22 protein-coding genes, 1 tRNA gene and 1 pseudogene are annotated in these 23255 nt (G+C 66.1%); 10 read left to right on the plus strand and 14 right to left on the minus strand.

The window, feature by feature from the left end; all coding sequences use genetic code 11:
• Positions 1-6: 6 nt before the first annotated feature.
• Positions 7-1215 carry an efflux RND transporter periplasmic adaptor subunit gene (locus POS15_RS13105; RefSeq protein ID WP_284128280.1) on the minus strand — a complete coding sequence of 403 codons (1209 nt, stop codon included), beginning with the start codon at positions 1213-1215 and terminating at the stop codon, positions 7-9.
• Positions 1216-1392: 177 nt separating this feature from the next.
• On the opposite strand from POS15_RS13105, the gene POS15_RS13110 reads away from it, so the two are divergent.
• The 5 genes from POS15_RS13110 to POS15_RS13130 all read left to right on the plus strand — a co-directional run bounded on the left by POS15_RS13110 (position 1393) and on the right by POS15_RS13130 (position 5796).
• Positions 1393-2076 carry a response regulator transcription factor gene (locus POS15_RS13110; RefSeq protein ID WP_070426764.1) on the plus strand — a complete coding sequence of 228 codons (684 nt, stop codon included), beginning with the start codon at positions 1393-1395 and terminating at the stop codon, positions 2074-2076.
• On the plus strand, positions 2069-3439 hold the full coding sequence (locus tag POS15_RS13115; protein WP_152663796.1) for an ATP-binding protein: 1371 nt from the start codon (positions 2069-2071) through the stop codon (positions 3437-3439). Before POS15_RS13110 ends, POS15_RS13115 begins: the two co-directional genes overlap by 8 nt.
• A 140-nt stretch (positions 3440-3579) precedes the next feature.
• Positions 3580-4716, plus strand: a complete 1137-nt coding sequence (locus POS15_RS13120) for a PepSY-associated TM helix domain-containing protein (RefSeq protein ID WP_284128281.1) — start codon at positions 3580-3582, stop codon at positions 4714-4716.
• Positions 4713-4895, plus strand: a complete 183-nt coding sequence (locus tag POS15_RS13125) for a hypothetical protein (protein ID WP_152663795.1) — start codon at positions 4713-4715, stop codon at positions 4893-4895. The genes POS15_RS13120 and POS15_RS13125 overlap by 4 nt, the downstream gene beginning before the upstream one ends.
• Positions 4896-4983: 88 nt before the next feature.
• The gene (locus POS15_RS13130) at positions 4984-5796 is read left to right on the plus strand and encodes a sugar phosphate isomerase/epimerase family protein (protein ID WP_284128282.1); all 813 of its coding nucleotides are present in this window, start codon (positions 4984-4986) and stop codon (positions 5794-5796) included.
• A gap of 73 nt (positions 5797-5869) precedes the next feature.
• Here the strand turns inward: POS15_RS13130 and POS15_RS13135 are convergent, their stop codons facing one another.
• From POS15_RS13135 to POS15_RS13150, 4 genes are all read right to left on the minus strand, one after another.
• Complete coding sequence (locus POS15_RS13135; RefSeq protein ID WP_284128283.1) at positions 5870-6748, minus strand: SDR family NAD(P)-dependent oxidoreductase; 879 nt, start codon at positions 6746-6748, stop codon at positions 5870-5872.
• 86 nt (positions 6749-6834) lie between these two features.
• Positions 6835-7218 (minus strand): YbjQ family protein, encoded by a 384-nt coding sequence (locus POS15_RS13140; protein WP_284128284.1) that lies wholly within the window; start codon positions 7216-7218, stop codon positions 6835-6837.
• Positions 7219-7340: 122 nt separating this feature from the next.
• Positions 7341-7637 (minus strand): hypothetical protein, encoded by a 297-nt coding sequence (locus tag POS15_RS13145; protein ID WP_284128285.1) that lies wholly within the window; start codon positions 7635-7637, stop codon positions 7341-7343.
• A 97-nt stretch (positions 7638-7734) separates the two neighbouring features.
• Positions 7735-9252, minus strand: coding sequence for an alpha/beta fold hydrolase (locus POS15_RS13150; protein ID WP_235319016.1), 1518 nt, complete (start codon positions 9250-9252; stop codon positions 7735-7737).
• Between the two features lie 159 nt (positions 9253-9411).
• Between POS15_RS13150 and POS15_RS13155 the strand changes: the two genes are divergently transcribed.
• A complete protein-coding gene (locus POS15_RS13155; RefSeq protein WP_284128286.1) occupies positions 9412-11121 on the plus strand; it encodes a sensor histidine kinase in 1710 nt (569 codons plus the stop codon).
• The gene (locus tag POS15_RS13160) at positions 11109-11813 is read left to right on the plus strand and encodes a LytTR family DNA-binding domain-containing protein (RefSeq protein ID WP_284128287.1); all 705 of its coding nucleotides are present in this window, start codon (positions 11109-11111) and stop codon (positions 11811-11813) included. The genes POS15_RS13155 and POS15_RS13160 overlap by 13 nt, the downstream gene beginning before the upstream one ends.
• A 328-nt stretch (positions 11814-12141) precedes the next feature.
• Here the strand turns inward: POS15_RS13160 and POS15_RS13165 are convergent, their stop codons facing one another.
• From POS15_RS13165 to POS15_RS13195, 7 genes are all read right to left on the minus strand, one after another.
• Complete coding sequence (locus tag POS15_RS13165) at positions 12142-13146, minus strand: GlxA family transcriptional regulator (RefSeq protein ID WP_284128288.1); 1005 nt, start codon at positions 13144-13146, stop codon at positions 12142-12144.
• Between the two features lie 14 nt (positions 13147-13160).
• A complete protein-coding gene (locus POS15_RS13170; protein ID WP_284128289.1) occupies positions 13161-14186 on the minus strand; it encodes a DJ-1/PfpI family protein in 1026 nt (341 codons plus the stop codon).
• Positions 14187-14838: 652 nt separating this feature from the next.
• Positions 14839-15216, minus strand: a complete 378-nt coding sequence (locus POS15_RS13175) for an antibiotic biosynthesis monooxygenase family protein (RefSeq protein WP_284128290.1) — start codon at positions 15214-15216, stop codon at positions 14839-14841.
• A 49-nt stretch (positions 15217-15265) separates the two neighbouring features.
• The gene (locus POS15_RS13180) at positions 15266-15934 is read right to left on the minus strand and encodes a carboxymuconolactone decarboxylase family protein (protein ID WP_284128291.1); all 669 of its coding nucleotides are present in this window, start codon (positions 15932-15934) and stop codon (positions 15266-15268) included.
• A gap of 158 nt (positions 15935-16092) precedes the next feature.
• The gene (locus POS15_RS13185; RefSeq protein WP_284128292.1) at positions 16093-16440 is read right to left on the minus strand and encodes a cyclophilin-like fold protein; all 348 of its coding nucleotides are present in this window, start codon (positions 16438-16440) and stop codon (positions 16093-16095) included.
• 137 nt (positions 16441-16577) lie between these two features.
• A complete protein-coding gene (locus POS15_RS13190) occupies positions 16578-17786 on the minus strand; it encodes an MFS transporter (protein ID WP_284128293.1) in 1209 nt (402 codons plus the stop codon).
• On the minus strand, positions 17783-18841 hold the full coding sequence (locus POS15_RS13195) for an alpha/beta hydrolase (RefSeq protein ID WP_102789132.1): 1059 nt from the start codon (positions 18839-18841) through the stop codon (positions 17783-17785). The genes POS15_RS13190 and POS15_RS13195 overlap by 4 nt, the downstream gene beginning before the upstream one ends.
• 112 nt (positions 18842-18953) lie before the next feature.
• Between POS15_RS13195 and POS15_RS13200 the strand changes: the two genes are divergently transcribed.
• Positions 18954-19844, plus strand: coding sequence for a LysR family transcriptional regulator (locus POS15_RS13200; RefSeq protein ID WP_070473895.1), 891 nt, complete (start codon positions 18954-18956; stop codon positions 19842-19844).
• 60 nt (positions 19845-19904) lie between these two features.
• Here the strand turns inward: POS15_RS13200 and POS15_RS13205 are convergent, their stop codons facing one another.
• On the minus strand, positions 19905-20816 hold the full coding sequence (locus tag POS15_RS13205; protein WP_284128294.1) for a type II CAAX endopeptidase family protein: 912 nt from the start codon (positions 20814-20816) through the stop codon (positions 19905-19907).
• Positions 20817-21081: 265 nt separating this feature from the next.
• On the opposite strand from POS15_RS13205, the pseudogene POS15_RS13210 reads away from it, so the two are divergent.
• Positions 21082-21273, plus strand: a pseudogene (locus POS15_RS13210) (IS30 family transposase); the annotation flags it as partial.
• Positions 21274-21361: 88 nt separating this feature from the next.
• Positions 21362-23053, plus strand: coding sequence for a hypothetical protein (locus tag POS15_RS13215; protein WP_284128295.1), 1692 nt, complete (start codon positions 21362-21364; stop codon positions 23051-23053).
• Between the two features lie 120 nt (positions 23054-23173).
• On the opposite strand, the gene POS15_RS13220 is transcribed toward POS15_RS13215, so the two are convergent.
• Positions 23174-23248: transfer RNA gene (locus POS15_RS13220), tRNA-Val, on the minus strand.
• Between the last annotated feature and the right edge of the window lie 7 nt (positions 23249-23255).

Here is a 23255-nt window from a genome sequence, read left to right on the forward strand (position 1 = left end):
GGCCGCTCAGCCTTCGCCGGCCGGCGCGGCGGCAGGCGCCGGGGCCGGTGCGGCTGCGGTGGCGGGCTTGATGCGTACCGTGGCGCCTTCGCTCAGCCCCTGGCGGCCACTGAGCACGACCTGCTCACCGGCACGCAGGCCCTCGAGCACCAGCCACTGGTCGCCCACCGCACGCGCCGTGGTGAAGGTGCGTTGATGCACGCGGCCATCCGCCCCCACCACCCACGCCAGCGCCTCGCCCTTCGGGCTGCGGTCCACCGCTGCCTGCGGTACCAGCAAGGCCTGCTGGCGCGTGCCCTGCCCGACCTGGGCGCGCACGTACATGCCGGGCAGCAGCTGTCCCTGTGGATTCGGGAACTGCGCACGCAGGGTAATGCTGCCGGTTTCCTGATCGACATCGATGTCGGCGAATTCCAGCGTGCCGGCCAGCGGGTAGGCGGTGCCATCGGAGAGCTTGAGCTGCACCGGCGCGCGGGTCGCCTCCACGCCACCGGCGGCGATCGCCCGGCGCAGCGCCAGGTATTCGTTGCTGGACTGGGTGATATCCACGTTCATCGGGTCCACCTGCTGGATCCGCGCCAGCGGCTCGGCCTGTCCATCGGTCACCAGCGCGCCCGGGGTGAACAGCGCGCGGCCGATCCGCCCGCTGATCGGCGCGGTCACCCGGGCGAAGCCCAGGTTGGTACGTGCGGTATCGCGCACTGCCTGCGCCGCCTGCACCGCCGCCTCCGCCTGCTGGTGGGTGGCCACCGCGTCATCCACATCCTGCTGCGCTGCCAGCTGGCCCGCGCCCAGCTGCTGCATGCGCTGGGCACGCAGCCGTGCCGCCACCGCAGTGGCCTGCGCGGTGCGCACGTTGGCCTGCGCTTCGTTCACCGCAGCCTGGTACAGCGCCGGTTCGATCTGGAACAGCGGCTGCCCGGCCTTCACCCTCTCGCCCTGCTCGAACAACCGGGCCTGCAACACCCCGGAGACCTGCGGGCGCACCTCCGATTCCTGCGACGCCACGGTCCGACCGGGAAGCTCCTGGGCCAGCGCCAGCGATTGGGCCTGCAGGGTCAGTACCGTCACCTCCGGCGCCGCGCCGGGCGCCTTGGGCGTCTGCTTGCTGCAGGCACCCAGCGCCAACGCCACCACCGCCAACCCCAGCAGCGGCAGACGCCAGGGGCCGGGCAACGGGCCAGAAGCCGGGGAGGACGGGAGCGGGTCGGTCATGGGGGGCGGGATTCCAGGCGAGAACGGGGCAGGCGGCCCGGATGGCAGGGCCACTGCTCGGGGCGAATATAGGAGAACCGGGGCGAGGATCCGGCGAAAACCGCATGAAACATTTTTCATTTGCAGTCCCCACAGGGGGTTGCGACGATGCACCCGTCCCAATCGTCAAAGTGGCCCATGCCGCGCGTACTCACTATCGAGGACGACCTCGTCACCGCCGAGGAAATCGCCACGGAACTGCGCAGCCACGGCTTCGAGGTGGACCGGGTGGGCAACGGCGAGGACGGGCTGGCGATGGCCGCCCGCGGGGACTACGCCGTGATCACCCTGGACCGCATGCTGCCGGGCATCGATGGCCTGGCCCTGGTCACCGCCCTGCGCCGCCAGGGCATCACCACCCCGGTACTGATGATCAGTGCACTCTCCGATGTGGATGAGCGGGTCCGCGGCCTGCGCGCCGGCGGCGATGACTACCTGACCAAACCCTTCGCCTCGGACGAGATGGCGGCCCGCGTGGAGGTGCTGATCCGCCGCCACGGGCAGCCTGCCGTGACCGGCAACCAGCTGCGCGCCGGCGAGCTGGAGCTGGACCTGATGACCCGCACCGCGCGCCGGGCGGGCGAGGAGATCCCCCTGCTGCCCACCGAGTTCAAACTGCTGGAGTTCCTCGTGCGCAACGCCGGCCAGGTGGTCACCCGTACCATGTTGTTCCAGGAGGTGTGGGGCTATCACTTCGATCCCGGCACCAACCTGATCGATGTCCACATCGGCCGCCTGCGCAAGCGCATCGACCAGCCAGGCCGTGCCCAGCCCATCCGTACCGTGCGTGGCACCGGGTATGTCCTGGACGACCATGTCTGATCAATGGCGTTCCTCCAGCAGCCGGCTGCTTGGGCTGTACTGCGTGCTGTTCGTCGCCTGGTCCAGCGTGCTGCTGGGCGTGATGTACTGGCGCGTCTCGGACTATCTCAACGACCTCGCCGAATCCGGCCTGCAGCAGCGCGCCCACCTGTTCGAGAAGTTCAACGGCCAGGCGCTGGACGATGCGCTGCGCGACAGCCTGCGCTACGACCTGCACGGGGCGTATGCCTATGGGATCTTCAGCCGCGCCGGGGAGCCGCTGGCCGGCCCGCTGCTGGCGATTCCCGGCGACCTGCGCATGGATGGACATGCCCAGGCAGTGGATAGCTGGTCATTGCGCAGCGGCCCGATCAATGCCCCCGGGCGCGCGCTCGGGGTGGAAACCCAGGATGGCCGGCTGCTGGTGTTCGTGCGCCAGAGCGGCAAGCTCACCGCGGTCAACAGCATCATCCTCGATGCGCTGCTGTGGGGCGTTTCGCTGACCATCATTCCCGGCCTGGCCGGCTGGCACATCCTGCGCCGGCGCCCGCTGAAGCGGATCCAGGAGATAGAGGCCGCGACCAAGCGGATCATCGCCGGCGATCTCGGCCAGCGCCTGCCGGTGTCCGGGCGCCCGGATGAGATCGACCGCCTGTCGAGCATCGTCAACGCCATGCTCGAACGCATCGAGCAGCTGATGACCGAAGTCAAAGGCGTGTGCGACAGCATCGCCCACGATCTGCGCACCCCGCTCACCCGCCTGCGCGCGCATCTGTACCGCACCCGTGTCGGGCTGGAGGAAGATGACCCGCGCGCGGCGCAGCTGGACAAGGCGCTGGACGAAACCGACCGGCTGATGGCGCGCTTCGGGGCGCTGCTGCGCATTTCCGAACTGGAAAGCCACCAGCGCCGCTCCGCCTTCGTCGAACTGGATGCGGGCGAGCTGCTGCGGGAACTGCATGCGTTCTACCTGCCACTGGCCGAGGAGAAGGACCAGCAGCTGCTGCTGGAGATCGACCCGCAGGCGGGCACGTTGTGGGGCGACCGCGAGCTGCTGTTCGAAGCATTGGCCAACCTGCTCTCCAACGCGCTGCACTTCACCCCCACGCAGGGCCGGATCGTGCTGCGCGCGGTGGACGACCGCGGCACACCGCGGATCGATGTGATCGACAACGGACCGGGTATTCCACCGCAGGACCGCACCCTGATCTACCAGCGCTTCTTCCGCGGCGGCAGTGGCGGCGAGTCCACCGAGGGGTTCGGGTTGGGGCTGTCGATCGTGGCCGCGATTGCCGGCCTGCACGGCTTCCGGGTCCGCGCCGGGGATGCGCCCGGGGGCGGGGCGTGGTTGAGCATCCGCTGTGCGGCCGAGGGCCTTCGCTGAACGAGGGCGCATCGCGTCTGGCCGGTCTGGCCGGTCTGGGGGAGACTCTTTTGTATTCCCACCCGGCATCCGGATAATCCGTCGCGACCTGCCCGCCGGTCGCGACACCGCGTGCCTCCAGCCATCGCCCGAGAGCCTTCATGCAACGTGCCACCATCAAAGCCTGGTTCCTGATCCACAAGTGGACCAGCCTGGTCTGTACCCTGTTCCTGTTGCTGCTGTGTCTGACCGGCCTGCCGCTGGTGTTCGGCGAGGAAATCGCCCACCTCAACGAGCCGGACGTGGCCACCACGGCGGCCGATGCCACGCCGCGTGATCTGGACGCGCAGGTGCGCACCGCACTGGCGCAGTATCCCGGCGATGTGCCGCTGTTCGTCGGCTGGGATCCGGACGCACCCACCGTGTACGTCAACACCGGTGCACGCCCGGACACCCCGCCACCGCAGATGCACACCGCGCTGCTGCACGCGACCACCGGCGAGGTGCTGCCGGCCGCGCAGTTCAACGAAGGCGTGATGTACTTCCTGTACCGCCTGCACACCGATCTTTTCCTCGGCCTGCCCGGCATGTTGTTCATGGGCGCGATGGGGCTGCTGTTCGCGGTGGCGATCATCTCCGGCCTGGTGTTGTATGGCCCGTTCATGCGCAAGCAGCGCTTCGGCACGCTGCGCACCGGCCGCAACCGCCGGCTGGCCTGGCTGGACCTGCACAACGTGCTGGGCGTGGTCACCCTCGGCTGGGCACTGGTGGTGGGCGTCACCGGCGCCATCAACACCATCGCCAAGCCGCTGGAACAGGCCTGGCAGAGCGAGCAGCTCGGCGAGTTCGCGGCCCGCTATGCTGGCCAGCCACGGCCGGCCACGCTGGCCTCGCTGCAGGCCGCCGTGGAAACCGCACGTGCCGCCGAGCCCGGCATGCGCCCGGCCTTCGTCAGCTTCCCCGGCACCGGCTACAGCGGTGACCACCACTATGGCGTGTTCATGCAGGGCAACACCGCCCTCACCGAGCGCCTGTACCGCCCGGTGCTGATCGATGCCAAGACCGGCGAGCTCACCGCGCAACCGCAGTTGCCGGCCTACATGAGCGTGTTGCTGCTGAGCCAGCCGCTGCACTTCGGCGACTACGGCAAGCTGCCGCTGAAGGTGCTGTGGGCCCTGCTGGACCTGCTCACCATCGCGGTGCTGATCAGCGGCCTGTATCTGTGGGTGAAGCGTGGCAGTACCGACGCACGCGTCACCGAGATCGAGCGCGCCGCGCAGCATGGGGGTGCCGCATGAGCGCACCGGTGAAACCACCGCGCAGCCCCTTCATCGCCCCGGCGTGGCTTGCACTGGCCAGTGTGGTCGGCCTGGTCAGCGCGCTGATCGGCGACGGGCTGTTGGACCTCATCTCCTGGCTCGTGTTCACCGCGTTGATCGCGCTGGTGGTGCGTGCGTGGGTGAAACGCACGCGCTGACGCGGCGCGGGCACATCTGCACAGGACGCCGATGCCCGGGTCGATAGCATGGAGCGCGAGATCCACTGCGTGCAAAGGCGTTGTCCCGATGAACCGATTGCCCGGCCCCCGCTTCCTCAACACGATCCTGCTTGGCGGCGACACGGTCGACAAACTCGAGGCCGCCACCGCGGCAGGATTCGCGCAGGTCGAACTGTGGCGTGAGGATGTCGCGTCCTCATCCGTCGCCGACGTGCGTACAGCCCTGGCGCGCACCGGCCTGCAGCTCACCGACGTGCAGGTGCTGCTGGATTTTGATGGCGCTTCAGCCGCCACTCGCCAGAGCAAGCGTGCCGAGGCGATGTCGTTGCTCGCGCTGGCAAACGACGTCGGTGCAGGCACTGTGCTGGTGCCTGCCTGCACGGCAACCGACTACGCGCCCGAGCGGGTTGCCGACGACCTGCGCTGGCTGTGCCTGCGTGCCGCTGAGCACGGCCTGCGTATCGCCTACGAAGGCATGGCCTGGAGTCGTCTGCACTCCACCCTGCCCTCGGCGTGGCAGCAGATCGAGCAGGTCGGGGCGCCGAACCTGGATATCGTGGTCGATGCCTTCCACCTGTTCGCCGCCGGGCGTACGGCCGATGACCTGCGCGACATCCCGGTGGAGCGCATCGCGCTGGTGCAGCTGTCGGATGTACTGGCCCAGCCGTTGCCCGGGCAGGTGACCACGCAGGCGCGGCATCACCGCTGCCTGCCGGGCGATGGCCTCTGGCCGCTGGAGACGCTGATCGATGCGCTGGCCGAGATGGGTTACAGCGGGCCGATCGGGCTGGAGGTGTTCAATGACGCGCTGAAGGCCCGTGATCCCCATGAGGTGGCGCGCGAGGCCATGGCGGCGCTGGAGGCGGTGCTGGCGCGCTGATGTGTTTCCGGCTGCCCTCATGCGACGGCACCAGGGTGCCGCGCCAAGCGCTCAAGGAGGCACGTGCGTGGCGTCAGCGCGGCTCGACGGCCGGCCTTGCCATGTCCTGCCACTGCGCGGCGACGTCCTCGATACTGCGGGCGGAAACTGCCCGCAGATCACGCGGGTAATGCACGCCCTCGGCCTCGGTCAGTCGGGTCGCATGGAACTGCCCGTTGCTGGCCCGCAGGATCCAGCCGCCCTCGATGCAGGCACGTGAAGCCAGGAACACGACACCCGGCGCCACGCCCTCCGGATGCAGTTCATCCGGTTCGCCCTCCACGCCCCACATGCGGGTCTTGGCCACCGGCGATACCGCATTGACCACGATGCCATGCGCCGCGCCCTCGGCTGCCAGTACGTTGACGATCCCGACCGCGGCCGACTTCGCCGCCGCATACGCCGCCAGCCCGTGCTGCACGTACTGCGGATACAGCGCACGGTCGGAGGTGGTGAGCACGATGCGGCCGTGGCCCTGCGCCTGCATGGCCGGCCATGCGGCCTGCGCCAACCACAGCGGCGCCTTGGCCGCGACCGCCATCATGTGATCGAAACGATCCTCGTCCACCGCATCGATACGCTGGTACTCGACCCAGCCGGCGTTGTGCACGATCGCATCCAGGCGGCCGTGCCGCTGCAGGATATCGGCGACCAGCGCTGCCGCCCGGCTGCGGGTATCGACGCCATGGTGGCTGGCCTCGACAGAAAGGCTCTGTGCATGCAGGCGCGCCACCGCCTGATCGATCCGCCGCGGATCGGTGCCGGTGCCGTCCAGGGCGGCGCCCACATCCTGCATCACCACGTGTGCACCGCGCTGTGCCAGCAATCGACTGTAAGCGAGTCCCAGTCCGCCAGCGGCACCGGTGACCAGGGCAACCTGCCCGGCAAAAGAAAGTGTGTCGTTGATCGTCATGCAGACAGCATCCGCCTTGCGCAGCGCGGATGCCAATACCGATGACAGCTTGCAGCGATACTCAGGGCATATCGCACGCAGGATGCCTAGACGTGCGTGGGCTCGACGATCACCGCCGTGCCGTAGCACAGCACTTCGGTCAGGCCGGTCATCACGTCGGTGGCGTCATAGCGCATGGCGATGATCGCGTTGGCGCCCAACATCCGCGCATGATTGGACATGTCCCGATAGGTCTCTTCGCGCGCCTGCTCGCACAGCTGCGTGTAGATGGTGATGTTGCCACCGAAGATGGTCTGCAGCCCGCCGAGGAAATTGCCCACGATCGAACGCGAACGCACGGTGATGCCACGCACCACGCCCAGGCTGCGCACCACGCGGAAACCGGGCAATTCCATCGCCGTGGTCACCAACGCATCGTCGAGCCGGGTTGCGGGGCCTGCGCGGCCACCGCTGTTGTAAGGATCCGCCATTGCTGCCTCTATCCAGGGTGAGAGTATCGATCCGGCCAGCGCGCAGGGTGCGGCTGGAGCTGGCCGAAGGATAGCGCCAAGCAGAACGCGGATGCGATGCCGGGTGACCTTCCAGTGCCCCCCTAGACGCCACCGAGCCTGACCACCTGGTATACCGCCACATTCTGCTCGGCCAGCGCCCGCACCACCTCGGGAATCAGCTGCATCGGCAGGTCCACTTCGTACCCGTGTGGACGCGCGTGCAGCAGCGAGGCGTCGAAATCGAAGGCAGGGTGGTCGCTGGCGCGCTCGACCAGGAACGTGGTGATTGCATCGCGCGCGATGCCCTCCCACTCGCCCACTTCGAAATACACCCGGTACAGCGTGTCGCCGTAATCGTCGGGCGTGCCGTGCACGGGTGCCACCGCTGAATCGGTCATCGCGTCCTCCTGTGTGGGCGCAAGCGCCAGGGCCAGCCGAAACCATACACCTCGGCCGGTTCCCGGCGCCTGCACATCGCGGTACGTCCGGCGGCCCTCAGCGACCCCGCGGGTCGACCAGATCGCGCTTGCTCCGCGCGAACACCGGTGCGCCCACGTCGAGCTCGGCATCACCCACCGCCCGTCCGGCCAGGAAATCGGCGATGCCCGCGGCGATGGCCGGATTCCCCAGCCACATCTCGTTGTCATGACTGGCGCCGCGTGCCAACAGCGTGCGGCTGTCTCGGAAACCCGGCCGCAGCGCTGCGGCGTTGGCCGGCGGCGTACGCCCGTCCAACGTGCCACTGATGAACAGCACCGGCACGTTGCTGCGCAGCGGCCCACGGAAGGCGTCGCCGAGATCGACCAGCCCCAGGCCATCGCCGAGCGCCGGGAACGGGAAGTTCAGCGCATCGCCGAACAGGCTCTCGCGGGCCTGCGCCTCGGCCAGTGCCCGGCGCTGCGGGCTCTGCCCGGAGGCCACGTCCATCGCCAGCGACATCGCGCCGTAGCTGCCGTACTCACTGCGCAGCAGCAGCACCATTGCCGCCAGCAGATCGTAGTCGCCATTTTCGGCATCGCGCAGGATCAGCGGCAGCCACTGCTGCGTCATGCGCCGTCCCAGGCTGGCACTGATCGCAAGCTGCGCGTCGTACTCGCCGATCATCACCGGCTTGCCGCCATGCATGACACTGCGCCCCTGGCGCGGCTGCTCACGCAGTGCTGCCAGCACCCGCGTGGCCGAGCCGGTCAGGTCATCGAAGCCCGCCTCCTTGGCCGCCCCGCTCAACTCCGCCAGCAGCGCATCGGCCGACAGCGGCAGCTTCAATGTGTCATCGGGTCCCTCCGTGCCCATCAGCACTACCCGGTCGAGACCAGCACCGTGCAGGCGCACCGTGGCCAGCGCCAGATGGGTGCCGTAGCTCATGCCCCACAGGCTGATCTTCGGCACCTTCAACGCCCGCCGCAGGTCCTCCAGGTCACCGGCACTCTCGGCGGTGGTGTAGGCCCCCAGGTCCACGCCGGCCTCCCGCCAGTACGCCACGCAGCGGGCGGCCACCCCGCGCAGCGCGGCGAGCGCGGCGTCGTGCTGCAGCGGCTGTGCATCGTCGAACGTGTGCTGGTGCGGGCACGGCGGCGGCGGTTCGGACTCGCCCGCCCCGCGCTGGTCGAGCAGCAGCACGTCGGTCTCGCGCCGGACCTGATCGAACACCGGCCAGCGCGGACCGCGCCCGGTCCCGATTCCCGAGCCACCCGGGCCGCCGGCCAGGTACACCACCGGTGCCGCGCGACCCTCGCCGCCGGTCGCCGGCAGGCGCACTACCCGCAGGCGCATGCGCGGTCCGTTGGGGTCTGCATGCCGACGCGGCACCTCCAGGTAGCCCGCTTCGGCCGCGATGGTGCCGTGCTTCTGTGTCTCGAACGCATAGGGAGTGAACACCAGCGGCGCCGGCGCCCCACTGGCCAGCGCGGGCGACGCGCCAGCAAGGGCGAGGCACAGCGCCGCCCACCGTGTGATCCGCAGGTGCCGGCCGGGAAGAAGAGAACGGAACAGGGACAGCGGGACGTTGGACATGACGGCCTCCGGTTGGGCGATAAGGGAATCGAGCGGCGAGTGACAGCGCGTGCACCACGCCTGCAGCATCGCCGTCCCCACGGCGGCCGAGGATGGCCCGTCCGCCGAACAGCTCCAGACGGGGGTCCAGCAGCTCCATGCAACCGATACGATGGGCCCATGCAGATCCCACGCACCCTGGCCGCCCTCGCCGTCCTGCTCATCGCAATCGCCGCGTGGCTGCTGTTGGTCGCGCCCGCACCGGGGGTGCGCTACTACGAAGCCCAGGAGATGGCGCTCGCTACGCTGGGGGCGGATGGCGCACTGCCCACCGCGCCGCCGAAGACACTGGCCTGGCAACCGGCCAACCAACGCGAACTGGTGCAGTGGCGCGGTCCTTACTGGCTGCGCTGGCGCCTGCCCGCGCCGGCAAACCAGGACGCGGCCGACCGCGCACTGCGCGTCTCGGTGCGCGCCGCCAGCCGGCCCTTCTGGAACGGCCAGCCGTTGGCCGCCAACGGCATCGTCGGCCGAAACGCAGACGAAGAGCAGCCGGGACAGGTGGACATCATCCGTGTGCTGCCGCCCTCCTCGCGCAGCGGCACCGATGAGGTGGTGCTGCTCGCCTCCAGCCATCATCAGTGGCTCAAGCCGCGCGGTGCGGATGCCTTCGTTGCGGTCGGGCCAGCCGCCTCGATCTACGGCCACGGCATCGGAGCGTGGTTGATCGCCGCCCTCGCCACCGGTGCACTCGGCGCGGCGTGCCTGTACTTCCTCGCCGCACAGCGCGGCCGACCACGGGTGCCGGGTGCGCGCCTGTTGCTGGCGCTGGGTGTGGTCGGCCTTGCGCTACCCGTTGTCGAAGCATGGCGGCCGCTGGTCGGGTATGCCTACCCGTGGCACGGCCCGCGACTGCTCATGCTGCTTCTGCTGCACCTCGCCGCAGCGATCCTACTGCCGGCTTACCTCGCGCGTCGTTTCGGCGTCGCGGTGCCGAAGACAGCCCGCATGGCCTATCTCGCCACCCTGCTGGCGCTGGCCGCCTTCGTGCCCAGCTTCGACGGCCGCGGTGCCGCACTGCTGCTGCTCAGCCTGCTGACCTCCGCCTGCGTGCTGCTGCGCGCCCGCGGCGAACCGGACGAACGCTGGCCGATCCTCACATTGGTCGTGGCAGGCGCGCTGGCCGTCCCCTTCGCCGGCGGCATCTTCCTCGATGGCCCCTACTTTCTGTTCCTGGCCGTGCTGATGGGCTTCCTGCTGATCCGCCACGCCGCGCAACTGCGTAGGCTGGACCACCACAACGCGCAGCTGCGCGAAGAGCGCGCCCGCCTCTCGCTGCAGCTGCTGCAGCGAGGGATTCACCCGCATTGGCTGATGAACACCCTCACCGGGCTGCAGGAACTGATCGAACAGGCACCGATGCGCGCCAGCCGCCTGGTCGAATCGCTGGCCGAGCAGTTCGACCGCCTGCGCGAGAGCAGCACCCGCCCCAGCGTGCCGCTGGAGGAAGAGCTGGCGCTGTGCCGCAACCACCTGGACATCGTCGGGCTCGCGCTGGATCGCCACATCGGTCTTGAGGTCGAGGGCGAACACACGGGCCTGTGGCTGCCACCCGGCGTGCTGCATGCACAGGTCGAGAATGCCCTCACCCATGCGGGGGCGGTGGCGTGCGCCGGGCATCCGTTCCGCCTGCGTGTTCAACGCGAGGACGACCGATGGATATTGGAGCTTCGTAGCGCACGCGGAACCGCCCCGCATCGCGGGCAAGGCACGGGCACGCGCTACATTGAGGCAAGCTTGGCCGCCACCTGGCCGGAGGGCTGGCACTTTGAGCAGGGCGCCGATGGCAACGACTGGTACGGCCGCATGGAGCTGACATGCGCATCCTGATCGTCGAGGATGAACTGCTGGTCCGCCAGAGGCTGCTGCGGATGTGCACCGAACTGGCTGGCAGCCGCGCCCGATTCGATGCCGTGGCCGACCTGGACGCCGCGGGTGACCGGCTGCAGCGCAGCGTGTATGACGGCCTGCTGCTGGATTTGAATCTGGGTGGGGAGGATGGTTTCGACCTGCTGAAGCGCGTGGTGGCTGGCCGATACCACTGCGTGGTGGTCTCCGCGCATCGGGAGCGGGCGCTGCAGGCGTTTGAGCATGGGGTGCTGGATTTCGTGCCGAAGCCCTTCTCACGCGAACGGCTGGGGCAGGCGCTGGAGCGACTGCTGGATGTCGGGCGGTATCGGTCTGGCGCCGCGCGTTACCTGGGCGTCTGGCATGCACAGGGGACGGCGATGGTGGAACTCGCGGATGTTCTGTGGATTCGCGCTGATGGGGATTACAGCGAGGTGCGCATGCGTGATGGGCGCAGTGAACTGCATGACAAATCGCTGGCGAGTCTTACTGCCGTGCTGCCGCCGGACTTTGTGCGCTGCCACCGGTCGTATATGGTCAATCTGAAGCATGTGCGGACGCTGCACGCGGCTTCGGGGAGCCGGTATTGGTTGATGTTGAATGATGGGGCTGAGGTGCCGGTGGGGCGGGCGTTTGTTGAAGAGATTCGTAGGGACATCGGGTCGACTGGTTGAATCCCAGTCCAGAACCGGCATGTAAAACACAAGCACTGTTTGCCCGTGGGACGCTGGTTTCACTTCATGCACCAGTGACCGGCAAGGCTACGGCGCGAATGCAACTTCCCACTTGCCGTACGGCGTCAGCCCGAGCGACTGTGCAAGCGCATTCGATGCGACGTTGTCACACTGGCAATTGTACTGCGCCTCATATCCACGGCTCTCAGCATGATCAACCATGGCTCGCACCAACGACGGTGAGGCTCGGGTTTGTGACGAGACTGACGCTGTCCGGATCTGCCATGTTCTTGGTATCAGCACGATTGACGCGCCGCCGCTTCCGCCGTCAACCCGTTTGGACAGGAGCGCTGCTGCGAAAGCGCTCCCGGTAGTCGCCGGGTGCCACGCCGAGCACACGAAGGAAGGCACGACGCAGGGTCTGTTCGTCTGACAGCCCCGTCAGCGCCGCAACCCGCTTGATCGGCAATGTGCCGGACTCGAGCAGGCGCCGTGCGGCTTCCAGCCTCAACATTTCCACTGCCTTGGCAGGCGTGACGCCACATCTGCTGCGGTAGACACGGGCGAAAGTGCGCGGCGACATGTTCATCCAGTCAGCCAGCACCTCCACGCGCAGATCCTCGTGCAGGTGAGCCGCCATCCAGCCGTGAAGCTCGGCGAAATCGCCACCGGTGCTGGACTGCGCCGACAGCGGCGCACTGAATTGCGACTGCCCGCCCGAACGCTTGACGAACACGACCAGCTGTCGCGCCACGTCGATGGCGAGCCGGTGTCCGTGATCATCCTCGATCAACGCAAGCGTCAGATCGATGCCTGCGGTGACACCTGCCGAGGACCACACATTGCCATCCCGCACGAAGATCCGGTCAGCATCCACGTGTACGCCGGGGTACAGGCTCGATAGCCGCGTTGCCCAGTCCCAGTGCGTTGCCGCGCGCCGCCCCTCCAACTGCCCTGCGGCGGCCAACAGGAACGCGCCCGTGCAGATCGAGCACAACCTCCTCACTGTCTGGCCCCGCGCTGCCACCCACGTCACCAGTGCTGCGGATGCCTCGTACACGTCACCGCGGCAGCCACCTGGCGCCATCAACGTATCGATCGCGACGTCCTCCAGGCTGGCCAGTGCCTTCGACATCACCTGCAGCCCGGCGCTGGTGGCCACCAGACCGCCATGTTCGGATACGACGGTAATCTCATAGCGCAGCCTGCCCTCGGCCAGCGGCCTGCACTGATTGGCCGTGTGCAGCGCCTGGAGCGGCCCGGTGAGATCAAGCACGTTCATGTTCTCGTGGGCGAGCAGTACAACGTGACGCGTTGCGGATGGGTCGGACATGGGGCCCTGTGCGTTCAACGCGGAAAGTCGGGGTACTCGAACGCCAGCGCGACGCCCGTGGCCGTTGCGCGGCCATATCGATGCATGATGCCATCGAGTGCAGCATCCAGTGCCATCACTGGCACCAGGTCGGCGGCAATCACCAACGGGGCGTCACTGTCAGTCATGCGCTGGCGATCAGGCAGGATGCGCAGTCCGTGGCGTGTCACAAAGGGTTCGCCAGTGATGGACACAAGATAGGCTTGGCTGCGGCCGGTGGTCGAGTACGCATCGATGGTCAACGCGAGCGCGCCCTCATCGATTCCCGGTACCCCCATCACATCGATCTGATCGCGGCCGTGCAGCCATCGATTGGTGTAAAGCACTTTTGCCAGCGGCACCGCCGTTGTGCCCAACCGGGGGGAAAAGGCATCGCTGTCATGCTCCGCCGACCACGCCATGACGCCCACCGCCCGGGCAACGTGCTGGGCCTGCTCACGCCCGCTGATGGCCTCCACGAGCGCGATGGACGCGGGGATGGCAGCGCTTACGCCCGCGGTCGACACCCAGTTTCCATCGGCAACATACCGTCGATTCGGCAACCAGCGTATCCCGGGGTACTGCTTTCCCCGCGTCGCAGCGGTCGACCAATGCGCTGTGGCGCGCCGCCCATCGAACGTCCCCATCTGCGCGGCGACAAGGGCACCGTTGCAGATGGTGACGATCGTCGCCCCTTGGCCGGACTGCCGCTTCAGCCACGCGATGAGGCGCGGCGTGGCGGCCTGCGCGGGCACGATGATGTAGTCGGCCCCCTCTGGATGGATCGCATCGAACTGCGACACCGTCGTGTCCGTCGCGATCCGGAACCCTGGCCGCCCGAGATCGGTAAATGTGGACAGCGGCCCCGGGTCGAGCGTCACCGCGGACACATCGAGGGTGCCGGCACGGGACAGGATCGCGAACGGCACCAGGAAGTCGCTGACCTCCACGCCGATGTTTTCCCCCACTACCGCGATCACGGCCCGGGCGCGGCCGGGCCGTGGACGATAGGCGGGGATCACCGACTCCTGGGTGGAAGAGGCACTCGGCGCTTGCTCGGCGGGTCGCGTCGTTCTGGCTGGCGGCCCTGCACATCCGGCCAGCACCACAGATACAGCCCACGCGGCATACAGAATGCGTCCAGGGAAAGTGCGAGGTGCCATGGTGCTGCCATAGGTAAGTGATGTGCGTGCATTCTTTGCTCCCTCCGCCACGGCAACAATGTCGCGGTTGCGTCATTTCCTGCCATGACCCTGTCCTTCCGGTTGAGGAGAAACCGCCAGCTACGCTTCGATGCCTGCCGCGAAGTCCGCCTTGAGCAGGTCCGGCTCACGCGCAGCGTGGGTGCACAGCGCTGAGATAGTGAAGCTTTGGCGCCGTGACATCCGCAGCAGGGCCAAGCAGCGCAGGTGACCACCAACCTTCCTTCCTGCTCATGCAGGCCGAGGGACAGCGGTGGAGCGCGATCTCCTCACTGGCCAACATCCATTGCGATCCGTCGGGTCATCGAGCGGATCTTCCCGCTCCTGCAGACCGAGGTCGCCTTGGCCCAGGTGCTCTTTGCGAAATCTCCGTGCACGTCTGCTCCTGACCAGGAGCGGACTCCGAACACTGTCAGCACATCTGTGAATGCAGAGCTGACGGGCCCACGTGTCCGTCCAGCCAGGCTCACTGCTACTTGATCTTCAGCTCCGGCAGAAGAGGGTCAACATCAACCAGCTCCAGGGACTTGACCATGTGCAGCGTCCCGTTCTTGTACTTGAGGAAGTGCGGGCTCTTCAGATGCTGCTCGTAAGCCTCACGACTCGCATAGATTTCAAGGATCGTCAGCCGAGTAGGATCTTCCTTGTCAAAAACCGCATACAACGACAGCACGCCTGGCTCAAGCGCCATTGAGGCGCGAACTTCTTCCGCCAACTCGTCTCGATAGGCGGGCAGATGGTCTGCATCAACGGTGATCTTTGATAGTCGTGTCATCTGTGCCTCCTCCGCTCCAACACGGAAGGAGCACGCCAACATACTGAACAACGTGGCCATGATGATCTTGTTCACTTGGTTCTCCCGGGTGCGCATGACAGTAAAGAAGTCTTTCGCGTAGGCATCATTCTTTCCGCACTTCCAGCTGAGTTTGAATGCCGACGCGAACACGTTCCGCGGCCTCCACGCCGACGTGCGCTTCGAGCACATCAGCCAGCTGGTACAAATGCTCTGGCCGCAGTCCGATGTTCATGCTCATGCCTATGTGAGACTGCAACTGAGGACCCACCCCGGACATCGCCGCCAGCATGCTGACCGTGGCCAATTCACGGCTCTGCCAATCCAGGTTGTCGCGCTCGAAGATGTCGCCAAACAGGTGCGTACGCAGATAGTCGTTTGCCTGCGGTGCGAAATCGAACAATGGCCCTGAGACCGGACCACCAGCCAGCTTGGTCTGATTCGCGGTGCCTGCAGCGAGCAACGCGTCGCCCTTGGGGATCGGCTTGGCAGGTTCGCGGCCAGCTTCATCCTGGATGCCCCTCTGCCTGCGCGCCTCCGCCACCTTCATCAGTCCGGTCAACGCGTTCAGGCTGCGCGGAAAGCCCGCATAGGCGTAAACCTGGACGAGGATTTCTCGCGCTTCGGCAAGACTCAGCCTCGCGTCCAAGCCTTGATTCAGCGCCTCCCGAAGGCTATCCATGTTGCCGGCAGCTGCGGAGGCGCTGATCGGAATGATGGCTTGCTGGCGGGAATCCAGTTCGGTGGTAGAACCCCCGTCTGAGTTGACGTTCATAGCTTCCCCTTCGTGTGCGAAAGGCGGCATTGAGCGGATCGATGCGGACCGTGCCCGTAAACCAGTCCGTCGATCCTTTGGTGGACGCTTGGGCGCCATGGCGGTTGATTTCCATGTAGCTCACCCATTTGTGGTGTGGTTGGGCATGCAACCAACGGCTAGTCGGACTCAATCCGAACCGCGAGCGGACCGTCCGTGCGAAGGACCTGCAGTCCTCCTTCAATTCGACCCAGTCGGATCAAACCCTTCGAGTACGCAAATGGCCTGTGGAAAATCGCCAGATTTCCCCACGGCGCATAAAAGGCGATGTCGCCCGCCGCCGGCGTGAATCCCTCCGGCTCACCCGCCACACTGAGACGGCGCGGAAGCTGCGCGATTTTCTCGTTCGCGGCGTAGTCCTCAAGCTGCAGCGTCAGCGGCAACTGGGCGATGAACTCGCGCGCCGGGATACTGTCTTCCATGGTGGCCGACAGCACCTGATCGTTGATGATCAGTCGAATCTTCATGGAATGAACTTCCGGGTTTGACTCTACCTTCCTGGCTGCAATGGCGTGATGAGCGGGCTCGGCAGAGCATGCCGCTGTTCCCCCGAATGCAAGCAGGAGGCAAAGTAGCTTTCCTGTGAACGACGTAACGCGCCTCATCAGCCCCGTGCCTCCACAGCGACCACCGGCCCGGGCGTGGTCGCCCGGTCGGACGCCGTGGCATAAGCGAGCAGCGCGGCGCACAGCAACAGGCCAGCACTGGCCAGGAACGTACTGGCAAAGCCGAGACTGTCAAACAGCAGTCCGCCCACGGTCGAGCCAAGTGCGATGGAGCACTGCACCACCGCCACCATCAGCCCGCCGCCGGCCTCTGCGTTGTTGGTGAAAGTGCGGGCCAGCCAGCTCCACCAGCCCACCGGCGCGGCCGTTGCCAGCAGGCCCCATGCCGAGAGCAGTGCGGCGGTCGGCCAAAGCTGGTGCCCCAGTGGAACCAAGGCCACAGCAATGAGCGCCATCAAGGCTGGAATGGTCACCAGCGTTCGGTAAAGCCCACGCCTGATGAACGCGCCAATGACGAGCGTGCCCACGAAGCCACTTATGCCGATGGCCAGCAGCACCAGTGGTACAGCAGACGCTCCTGCACTGGTCACCCGCTCCAGGAACGGCCGCACGTAGGTGAACAGGGCAAATTGCCCCATGAAGAAGGCACCGCAGGCAAGCATGCCAAGTGCCACCACACGCCGCCGGAACAGCGCGACCAAGCCGCCTTGTGACTGCCCGCTCTCCGCGGGCATGGAGGGCAGACAAACCCACTGCCATGCGAGAGCTATGGCAGCCACCGGCAGAAGGCGCAAGAAAGCGCCGCGCCATCCGATCATGCCGCCCAGGTAGCTGCCCAATGGCGCCGCAACTACCGTTGCAAGCGCGTTGCCGCTGTTGAATATTGCCAAGGCTCGCGGAATCTTCGCAGCCGGAACCAGCCGCATTGCCGTTGCGGCAGACAGTGACCAGAACCCACCGATCACCACGCCGATCAGTGCACGCCCCATCATGTAGACCGGATAGTTCGGAGCCAGGGCCACCACCACACCCGACACTGCCATCAATGCGGTGAGGATCAGCAGCAACGTTCGTCGATTCATGTTGCCCGCCAACCGGGAGATCAACAGGCTGGTCAGCACCGCAAAGGCTCCCGAAATGGCAATGCCGTACCCGGCAAGCCCTTCGGTCACGCCCAGATCTGCCGCCAAGGGAGTAAGCAGGCTCACCGGCATGAATTCCGAGGCTATCAACGCGAAGACGCACAACGTCATCGCGAGCACGCCCCCCCAGTTGGCGCGATCTGCAATCGCGTGTGTGCGGCTCATTTCCCGGCCAGGCCGCGCTGGAAGAACGTCGTCAGTTTCTCGAAGGGAATCAGGTTGGCGCGGTCATACAGGTCCACGTGACCCGCACCCTTCACCCAGTAGAGTTCCTTCGGTTGGCCGGCCCTTTGGTATGCGTCTTCGCTGAACTCGCGTGAATGTGCGGCGTCGCCGGAGACGAACAGCATCGGCCGGGGTGAGATGGTCTCGATGTCATTGAAGGGATAGAAGTTCATGAATTTGACCAAGCTGCTGAAGAGCGGCTGGGTCGTCAGCTCTGCCGTATCGCCCTTTGGCGTGTAGGCGCCGCGCGGGGTACGGTAGAAGTCGAAAAACTCGCGTTGGATGGCAGGGGTGTCAGCATCGAGTTTGTTCACCGTGCCTGGCACGTACACTGCCGCCCCGCCCTTGAACTCTGCCAGGCGCTGGCCCGTTGCGGACTGGATCATCGTCTTGCGCTGCTCCAGCGATTGCCCGTTGTTCAGCCCCTGCCGTGCCGCCGCACCCATGTCGTACATGCTCACCGTAGCAATGGCCTTGATGCGCGGGTCGATCTTGGCGGCGCTGATCACAAAGCTGCCGCTGCCACAGATGCCCAGGCCGCCAATCCGATCCGGGTCCACATAGGCCTGCGTACTCAGGAAGTCGACAGCCGCACTGATGTCGTCTGAATAGATTTCCGGCGCCACCATGTGCCGCGGGGCGCCGCCGCTCTCTCCCCAGAAGGAAAGATCGATCGCCAGCGTAACGAAGCCCTGTTCGGCCAGCTTCTGCGCGTAGAGCTGCGAGCTCTGCTCCTTCACCGCGCCCATCGGGTGGCCAACCACCACGGCGGGCGCGCGGCCGCCGCGAGGCAAGCCATGAGGGCGGTACAGCGTGCCTACCACTTCCATCTGGTACTGGTTGTGGAAGCTGACGCGCTCACCCGTGACCGTGGGGCTGCGGTAGAAGTTGTCTGCCCCGGCCGGACGGGCTGCCCCAGGCGTTTCGGCAGCCATGGCGGGAAGCGGAAGTACGTAGCTGGCAAGCAGCGCCAGCAGCAACGTGGTCGGTTTCATGCGAGTGCGGCCTCGGTTGGGGGGACTGAGGTCGCCACGATAGGCTCCGCCCGCTACTGCGATAAGCCGGCTGAAAGTTGATGCATTGTTGAGTTGAGCTCACAATTGGTCCATGAGCGCCGTGAAGACCAATGATCTGCAAGCCTTTCTGGTGGTGGCCCAGGAGCAGAGCTTCACCAAGGCCGCCGTTCGCCTTGGGGTGACGCCCTCTGCGCTGAGCCATTCGATGCGGTTGCTGGAAGAGCGCCTGGGCATTCGCCTGCTGGCCCGCACCACCCGCAACGTTTCCCCCACTGAAGCCGGCGAGCGCCTTATGCGCTCCATCGCACCGCACTTCGAGGCTATCGGTGCCAGCGTGGAAGCATTGGGGGACCTGCGCGACCGGCCGGCGGGAACGCTACGGATCTCCTGCACGGATGATTCGATGGAGACCATCATCCGACCACGGCTTGCCGGGTTCCTGGCCGAGTACCCGGACATCACGCTTGAGTTCTACGTGGATTACGGCTTTACCAACGTGGTGGAGCAGCGTTTCGACGCTGGCATCCGGCTCGGGGAAGCGCTGAGCAAGGACATGATCGCTGTCAGGGTCGGACCGGATTGGCGGCTGGTGGTGGTTGGATCCCCCGGCTACTTCCAGAAACATCCCAAGCCCAGGAAGCCCGCCGACATCACCCGACACCGTTGCGTACACATCCGGCATCGCCCAAACGGCGCAATTTACGCGTGGGAGTTTGAGGAGAAGGGCAAGGAGTTCACGGTGCGCGGCGATGGACCGTTGGTCTTCAACAGCATGACCCACGTCATCAATGCCGCCATGGACGGCCTGGGTTTGGCCTATGCGCCCGAGCCGATGGTCGCCGAGCATATCGCGGCGGGCAGGCTGGTTGCCGTGCTCGATAAGTGGTGCTTACCCTTCCCCGGCTACCACCTTTACTACCCAAACCGCCGGCAGCCCTCGCCCGCATTTACGGCGCTGGTTGGGTGGCTGAGGCTGGAATGAGGAGGAGCAGAAAGCTCGGATTGAATCACCCAGTGTGTCGATACCGCCCGGGCAGTGGCGCTACCTGCTGGTCGGCGAGAAGTTCTGAGCTCCACGCGTCTTTCGCCACTGGATCCACGCGATCGCGGCGACGAAGAAGACGCTGCACAGGTAACTGCCTTCCGGCCCTTGCGCGCCACCGGTCAGGGTGTCGAGGCCTTGGGGGCGCAGCGCCACCAGCAGCGCCGGCAAGTGCGTATCGATGCCAGTGACGGGCAGTTCGAAGCCGGTCGCGAGCAACCAGTTCCACCCCGCGTGCCAGCCCATCACGCCCCAGATATTGCCGGTCCGCAGCGCCCAGGCGCAGGCGAACAGCGAGAACAGGAACGTGCCGAGCATGACCCGGGGCGGCTGGTGCGGACTGAAATGCAGGAAGCAGAAAGCGAGCGACACCAGCAGCACTGCCACCGTGACATTGGTCTTGCGCGCCACCACGGACAGCATCCAACCGCGGAAGATGACTTCCTCCACGCTCGCCTGGAACATGAAACTCAATAGCAGTAGACCGATGTGCAGCAGGCTGACGGGCGACCGCCAGGCCTGCCCCACGCCCGCCGCCTGCATGCCGCCAGCCATCCAGATCGCGACTACGACCAGCGCGATCGTGCCGAATCCAACGGCCAATCCGCGCAGGAAGGTTTTCAGCGGTGCCGGACCGGTCAGTCCGATACTCGCCAGCGAGCGCCCTTCGACGAAGCGTACCCAGGCGAGCACGGCCGCCAGCGTCGGCGCGAAGCCGATCCACAGCAGCGCATACAAGCCAGCGAGGCCGATCGGATCGCCGCTCGGCGTCGACCAATGCTGTGACTGCATCCACCCGTCCAGCGCGATCACCGGTACGGCGTTGAACAGGATCATCAGGATCGGCGTCAGCCAGGCCCAGGGCAGCCAGCCGCGGGCCGGATCGGGCGAATACAGGGCAACGGGGGTCATGCAGGGCACCAGGTCGACGTGATCGTCGCTGCAAGGTGCCGTCCGCGCGGGGGGCGTGGCAACCCGTTTGCGACCAAGCCACAGAAGCCGCCGATGAATCACCCGGATCGCCGACGAGATGGCGCTGAGTCGTCGCCCGTGGTGTCCGCTTTGGGTGGCGGTTTCATATGTTCGATGAAACACAGACAGCTGCCCAAGCAGCAGGAGTGTTGCGGAGGCGGACCACGGCCGCATCAGCGACACCGCGTCGATTCGCGAGCGTCTTTGGCAGCGCGGCTCGAACGAAAACACGAACGGGCTGCTGCGTCAGTAATTCCCGAAAGGCGTTGATCTGTCGAGCTTCTCCCAAGCCAAGCTCAACAGCGTGGCCAGGCAACTAAACGAGAGGCCACGCAAGACCCTGGACTTCCAGACACCGATCGAGCGACATCAACAAGCTTCCGCTTTCGGCCAATAGCAGACCTGCCGGACCCGCTGCACGGACTGAAGGTATGGTAGCAGTTGCTAACATTGCAGGCCACGCCTCCTGGAAGGAAGTCGCCCGCATGCCTTTGCCCCCGGCGTTTTGGCGAGTCGCCGTGCTGACGGTCGTGGCCTTGCCAGTCTGCCCGTTCGCTACCTTGTTAGCGGCCGAGCCTGCTTCTGAGACCCGCGCCTTCACCCACCCCATCAACCGTGCCAAAGACGCCCCTTTGGCAAGCCTGGGCAGCGATGGATTGCTTCGCTATGGCGTGTATACCGAGCGCGGTGGCGATCAGGCCCGCAACATCGTCCCGGACTTCTCCCGCGCCGGCTACCAGGGAGGCGGAGTCAGTCTGCCCACCCGCTCCAGCATTCCTGTTATCGAGATCCTTGAGCCATCCAGCGCGGAAGATGACTATCCCCGCATCCAGGCAGCGATCGATGCGGTCTCCCTACGTGCCACGGACAGCCGGGGCCTGCGCGGCGCGGTCCTGCTGCGGCGCGGCCACTACACGGTGAGCAGGACGCTGACCATCCGTGCAGGCGGCGTAGTGCTGCGCGGTGAAGGACGAGGTGCAGACGGCACGGTGATCCGCTCCGAAATCAGCGATCGGCAGGGCAGAATTCTTGAAGTGGGGAACAGCGAATCTGCGGTCCCCCGCGCAGCGTTGGACGCACGCCGTACCGCAATCAACATGGACTACGTCCCGGTGGGGGCGATGCGGATCAAGTTAACGTCCGCAGCCGGCTATCGCGTGGGCGATACGGTGTCGATCGCGAGGGAACCCAACGCGCGCTGGGTCGGCCCAGAGGGCATCGATACCGCGCGATACCGGTGGACGGCCAGCGACTATGCCATGTACAGCGAACGCGTCGTCACCGCGGTAGACCATGACACCATCACTCTCGATGCCCCGATCATGGATGCCATCGAGTCCCGCTTTGGTGGCGGCAGCATCTATCGCACGGATCCGATCCGCATCTCCCAAGTCGGCATCGAAGACCTCCGCCTTGAAGGTGACCCCGAGACCGGCACGGTCAACGGCACCGCCGATGCCGGCCCCTTTACCGCACTCCGCCTGGGTGCAACCTACAACTCATGGGTTCGCGATGTAACCGTGCGTTATGTATCGCATGGCTTCGTGACCCGTAATGGCGCGCAGTTCAATACCCTGCAGGACATCGCCTATCTCGACCCGAGGTATGGCGAGACCCAGGGCGCCCGCCGCTATGTGTTCCTGTACGAGGGCAACGCCGCCTTCAATCTGATCCAGCGCTGCTACAACCAGGGCGGCCGGCATACCTTCGTCATCGGTGCACGGGTGCCCGGCCCCAACGTGTTTCTGGACTGCCTGGCCGTGGGCGACAGCAACGACAGCGGCCCCCATCACCGCTGGTCCACCGGCACGCTGTACGACAACACCAAGGGATACATGCTGCGGGCGCAGAACCGCCGGTACAGCGGCACGGGACACGGGTGGGCAGGCGCACAGCAGATGTTCTGGAACACCGAGCACGACATCTACGTGGTCCAGGCGCCGCCCTTCGCGATGAACTGGAGCGTGGGACAGGTGGGCGCTATTGCAGCCGGGAAATTCCCGCCGGAGGAGCCTGCGGGAATCGTGCAGTCGATGGGCCAGGTGGTGACACCTCGCAGCCTGTATCTGCAGCAGTTGCGTGATCGTCTGGGCGAACAGGCGGTGGTCAACATCACCACGGAAGCGCAACGTGACGGGCGCATCTGGGACAGCCTGGCCGATGGTGCGGGGGAATAGCGCTCATAGCGGAGAGCGCTGGCAGCCAACGCATTGACGATCAGCTCCGCGATAAGCGGCAGGTGGAGCGCACAACCAACAAAAAAGCCCCCGTTTCCGGAGGCTTTTTCGACTGAATCATGGTGGGCGGTACAAGGTTCGAACTTGTGACCCTTGCCGTGTGAAGGCAATGCTCTACCGCTGAGCTAACCGCCCGATGCTG

The sequence above is a fragment of the Stenotrophomonas sp. BIO128-Bstrain genome, assembly GCF_030128875.1.
GTDB lineage: Bacteria > Pseudomonadota > Gammaproteobacteria > Xanthomonadales > Xanthomonadaceae > Stenotrophomonas > Stenotrophomonas bentonitica_A.

Coding starts and splice junctions, on each gene's coding strand:
- POS15_RS13105 (WP_284128280.1), bottom strand. CDS start 1,215: ATGACCGACCCGCTCCCGTCCTCCCCGGCTTCTGGCCCGTTGCCCGGC.
- POS15_RS13110 (WP_070426764.1), top strand. CDS start 1,393: ATGCCGCGCGTACTCACTATCGAGGACGACCTCGTCACCGCCGAGGAA.
- POS15_RS13115 (WP_152663796.1), top strand. CDS start 2,069: ATGTCTGATCAATGGCGTTCCTCCAGCAGCCGGCTGCTTGGGCTGTAC.
- POS15_RS13120 (WP_284128281.1), top strand. CDS start 3,580: ATGCAACGTGCCACCATCAAAGCCTGGTTCCTGATCCACAAGTGGACC.
- POS15_RS13125 (WP_152663795.1), top strand. CDS start 4,713: ATGAGCGCACCGGTGAAACCACCGCGCAGCCCCTTCATCGCCCCGGCG.
- POS15_RS13130 (WP_284128282.1), top strand. CDS start 4,984: ATGAACCGATTGCCCGGCCCCCGCTTCCTCAACACGATCCTGCTTGGC.
- POS15_RS13135 (WP_284128283.1), bottom strand. CDS start 6,748: ATGACGATCAACGACACACTTTCTTTTGCCGGGCAGGTTGCCCTGGTC.
- POS15_RS13140 (WP_284128284.1), bottom strand. CDS start 7,218: ATGGCGGATCCTTACAACAGCGGTGGCCGCGCAGGCCCCGCAACCCGG.
- POS15_RS13145 (WP_284128285.1), bottom strand. CDS start 7,637: ATGACCGATTCAGCGGTGGCACCCGTGCACGGCACGCCCGACGATTAC.
- POS15_RS13150 (WP_235319016.1), bottom strand. CDS start 9,252: ATGTCCAACGTCCCGCTGTCCCTGTTCCGTTCTCTTCTTCCCGGCCGG.
- POS15_RS13155 (WP_284128286.1), top strand. CDS start 9,412: ATGCAGATCCCACGCACCCTGGCCGCCCTCGCCGTCCTGCTCATCGCA.
- POS15_RS13160 (WP_284128287.1), top strand. CDS start 11,109: ATGCGCATCCTGATCGTCGAGGATGAACTGCTGGTCCGCCAGAGGCTG.
- POS15_RS13165 (WP_284128288.1), bottom strand. CDS start 13,146: ATGTCCGACCCATCCGCAACGCGTCACGTTGTACTGCTCGCCCACGAG.
- POS15_RS13180 (WP_284128291.1), bottom strand. CDS start 15,934: ATGAACGTCAACTCAGACGGGGGTTCTACCACCGAACTGGATTCCCGC.
- POS15_RS13185 (WP_284128292.1), bottom strand. CDS start 16,440: ATGAAGATTCGACTGATCATCAACGATCAGGTGCTGTCGGCCACCATG.
- POS15_RS13190 (WP_284128293.1), bottom strand. CDS start 17,786: ATGAGCCGCACACACGCGATTGCAGATCGCGCCAACTGGGGGGGCGTG.
- POS15_RS13195 (WP_102789132.1), bottom strand. CDS start 18,841: ATGAAACCGACCACGTTGCTGCTGGCGCTGCTTGCCAGCTACGTACTT.
- POS15_RS13200 (WP_070473895.1), top strand. CDS start 18,954: ATGAGCGCCGTGAAGACCAATGATCTGCAAGCCTTTCTGGTGGTGGCC.
- POS15_RS13205 (WP_284128294.1), bottom strand. CDS start 20,816: ATGACCCCCGTTGCCCTGTATTCGCCCGATCCGGCCCGCGGCTGGCTG.
- POS15_RS13215 (WP_284128295.1), top strand. CDS start 21,362: ATGCCTTTGCCCCCGGCGTTTTGGCGAGTCGCCGTGCTGACGGTCGTG.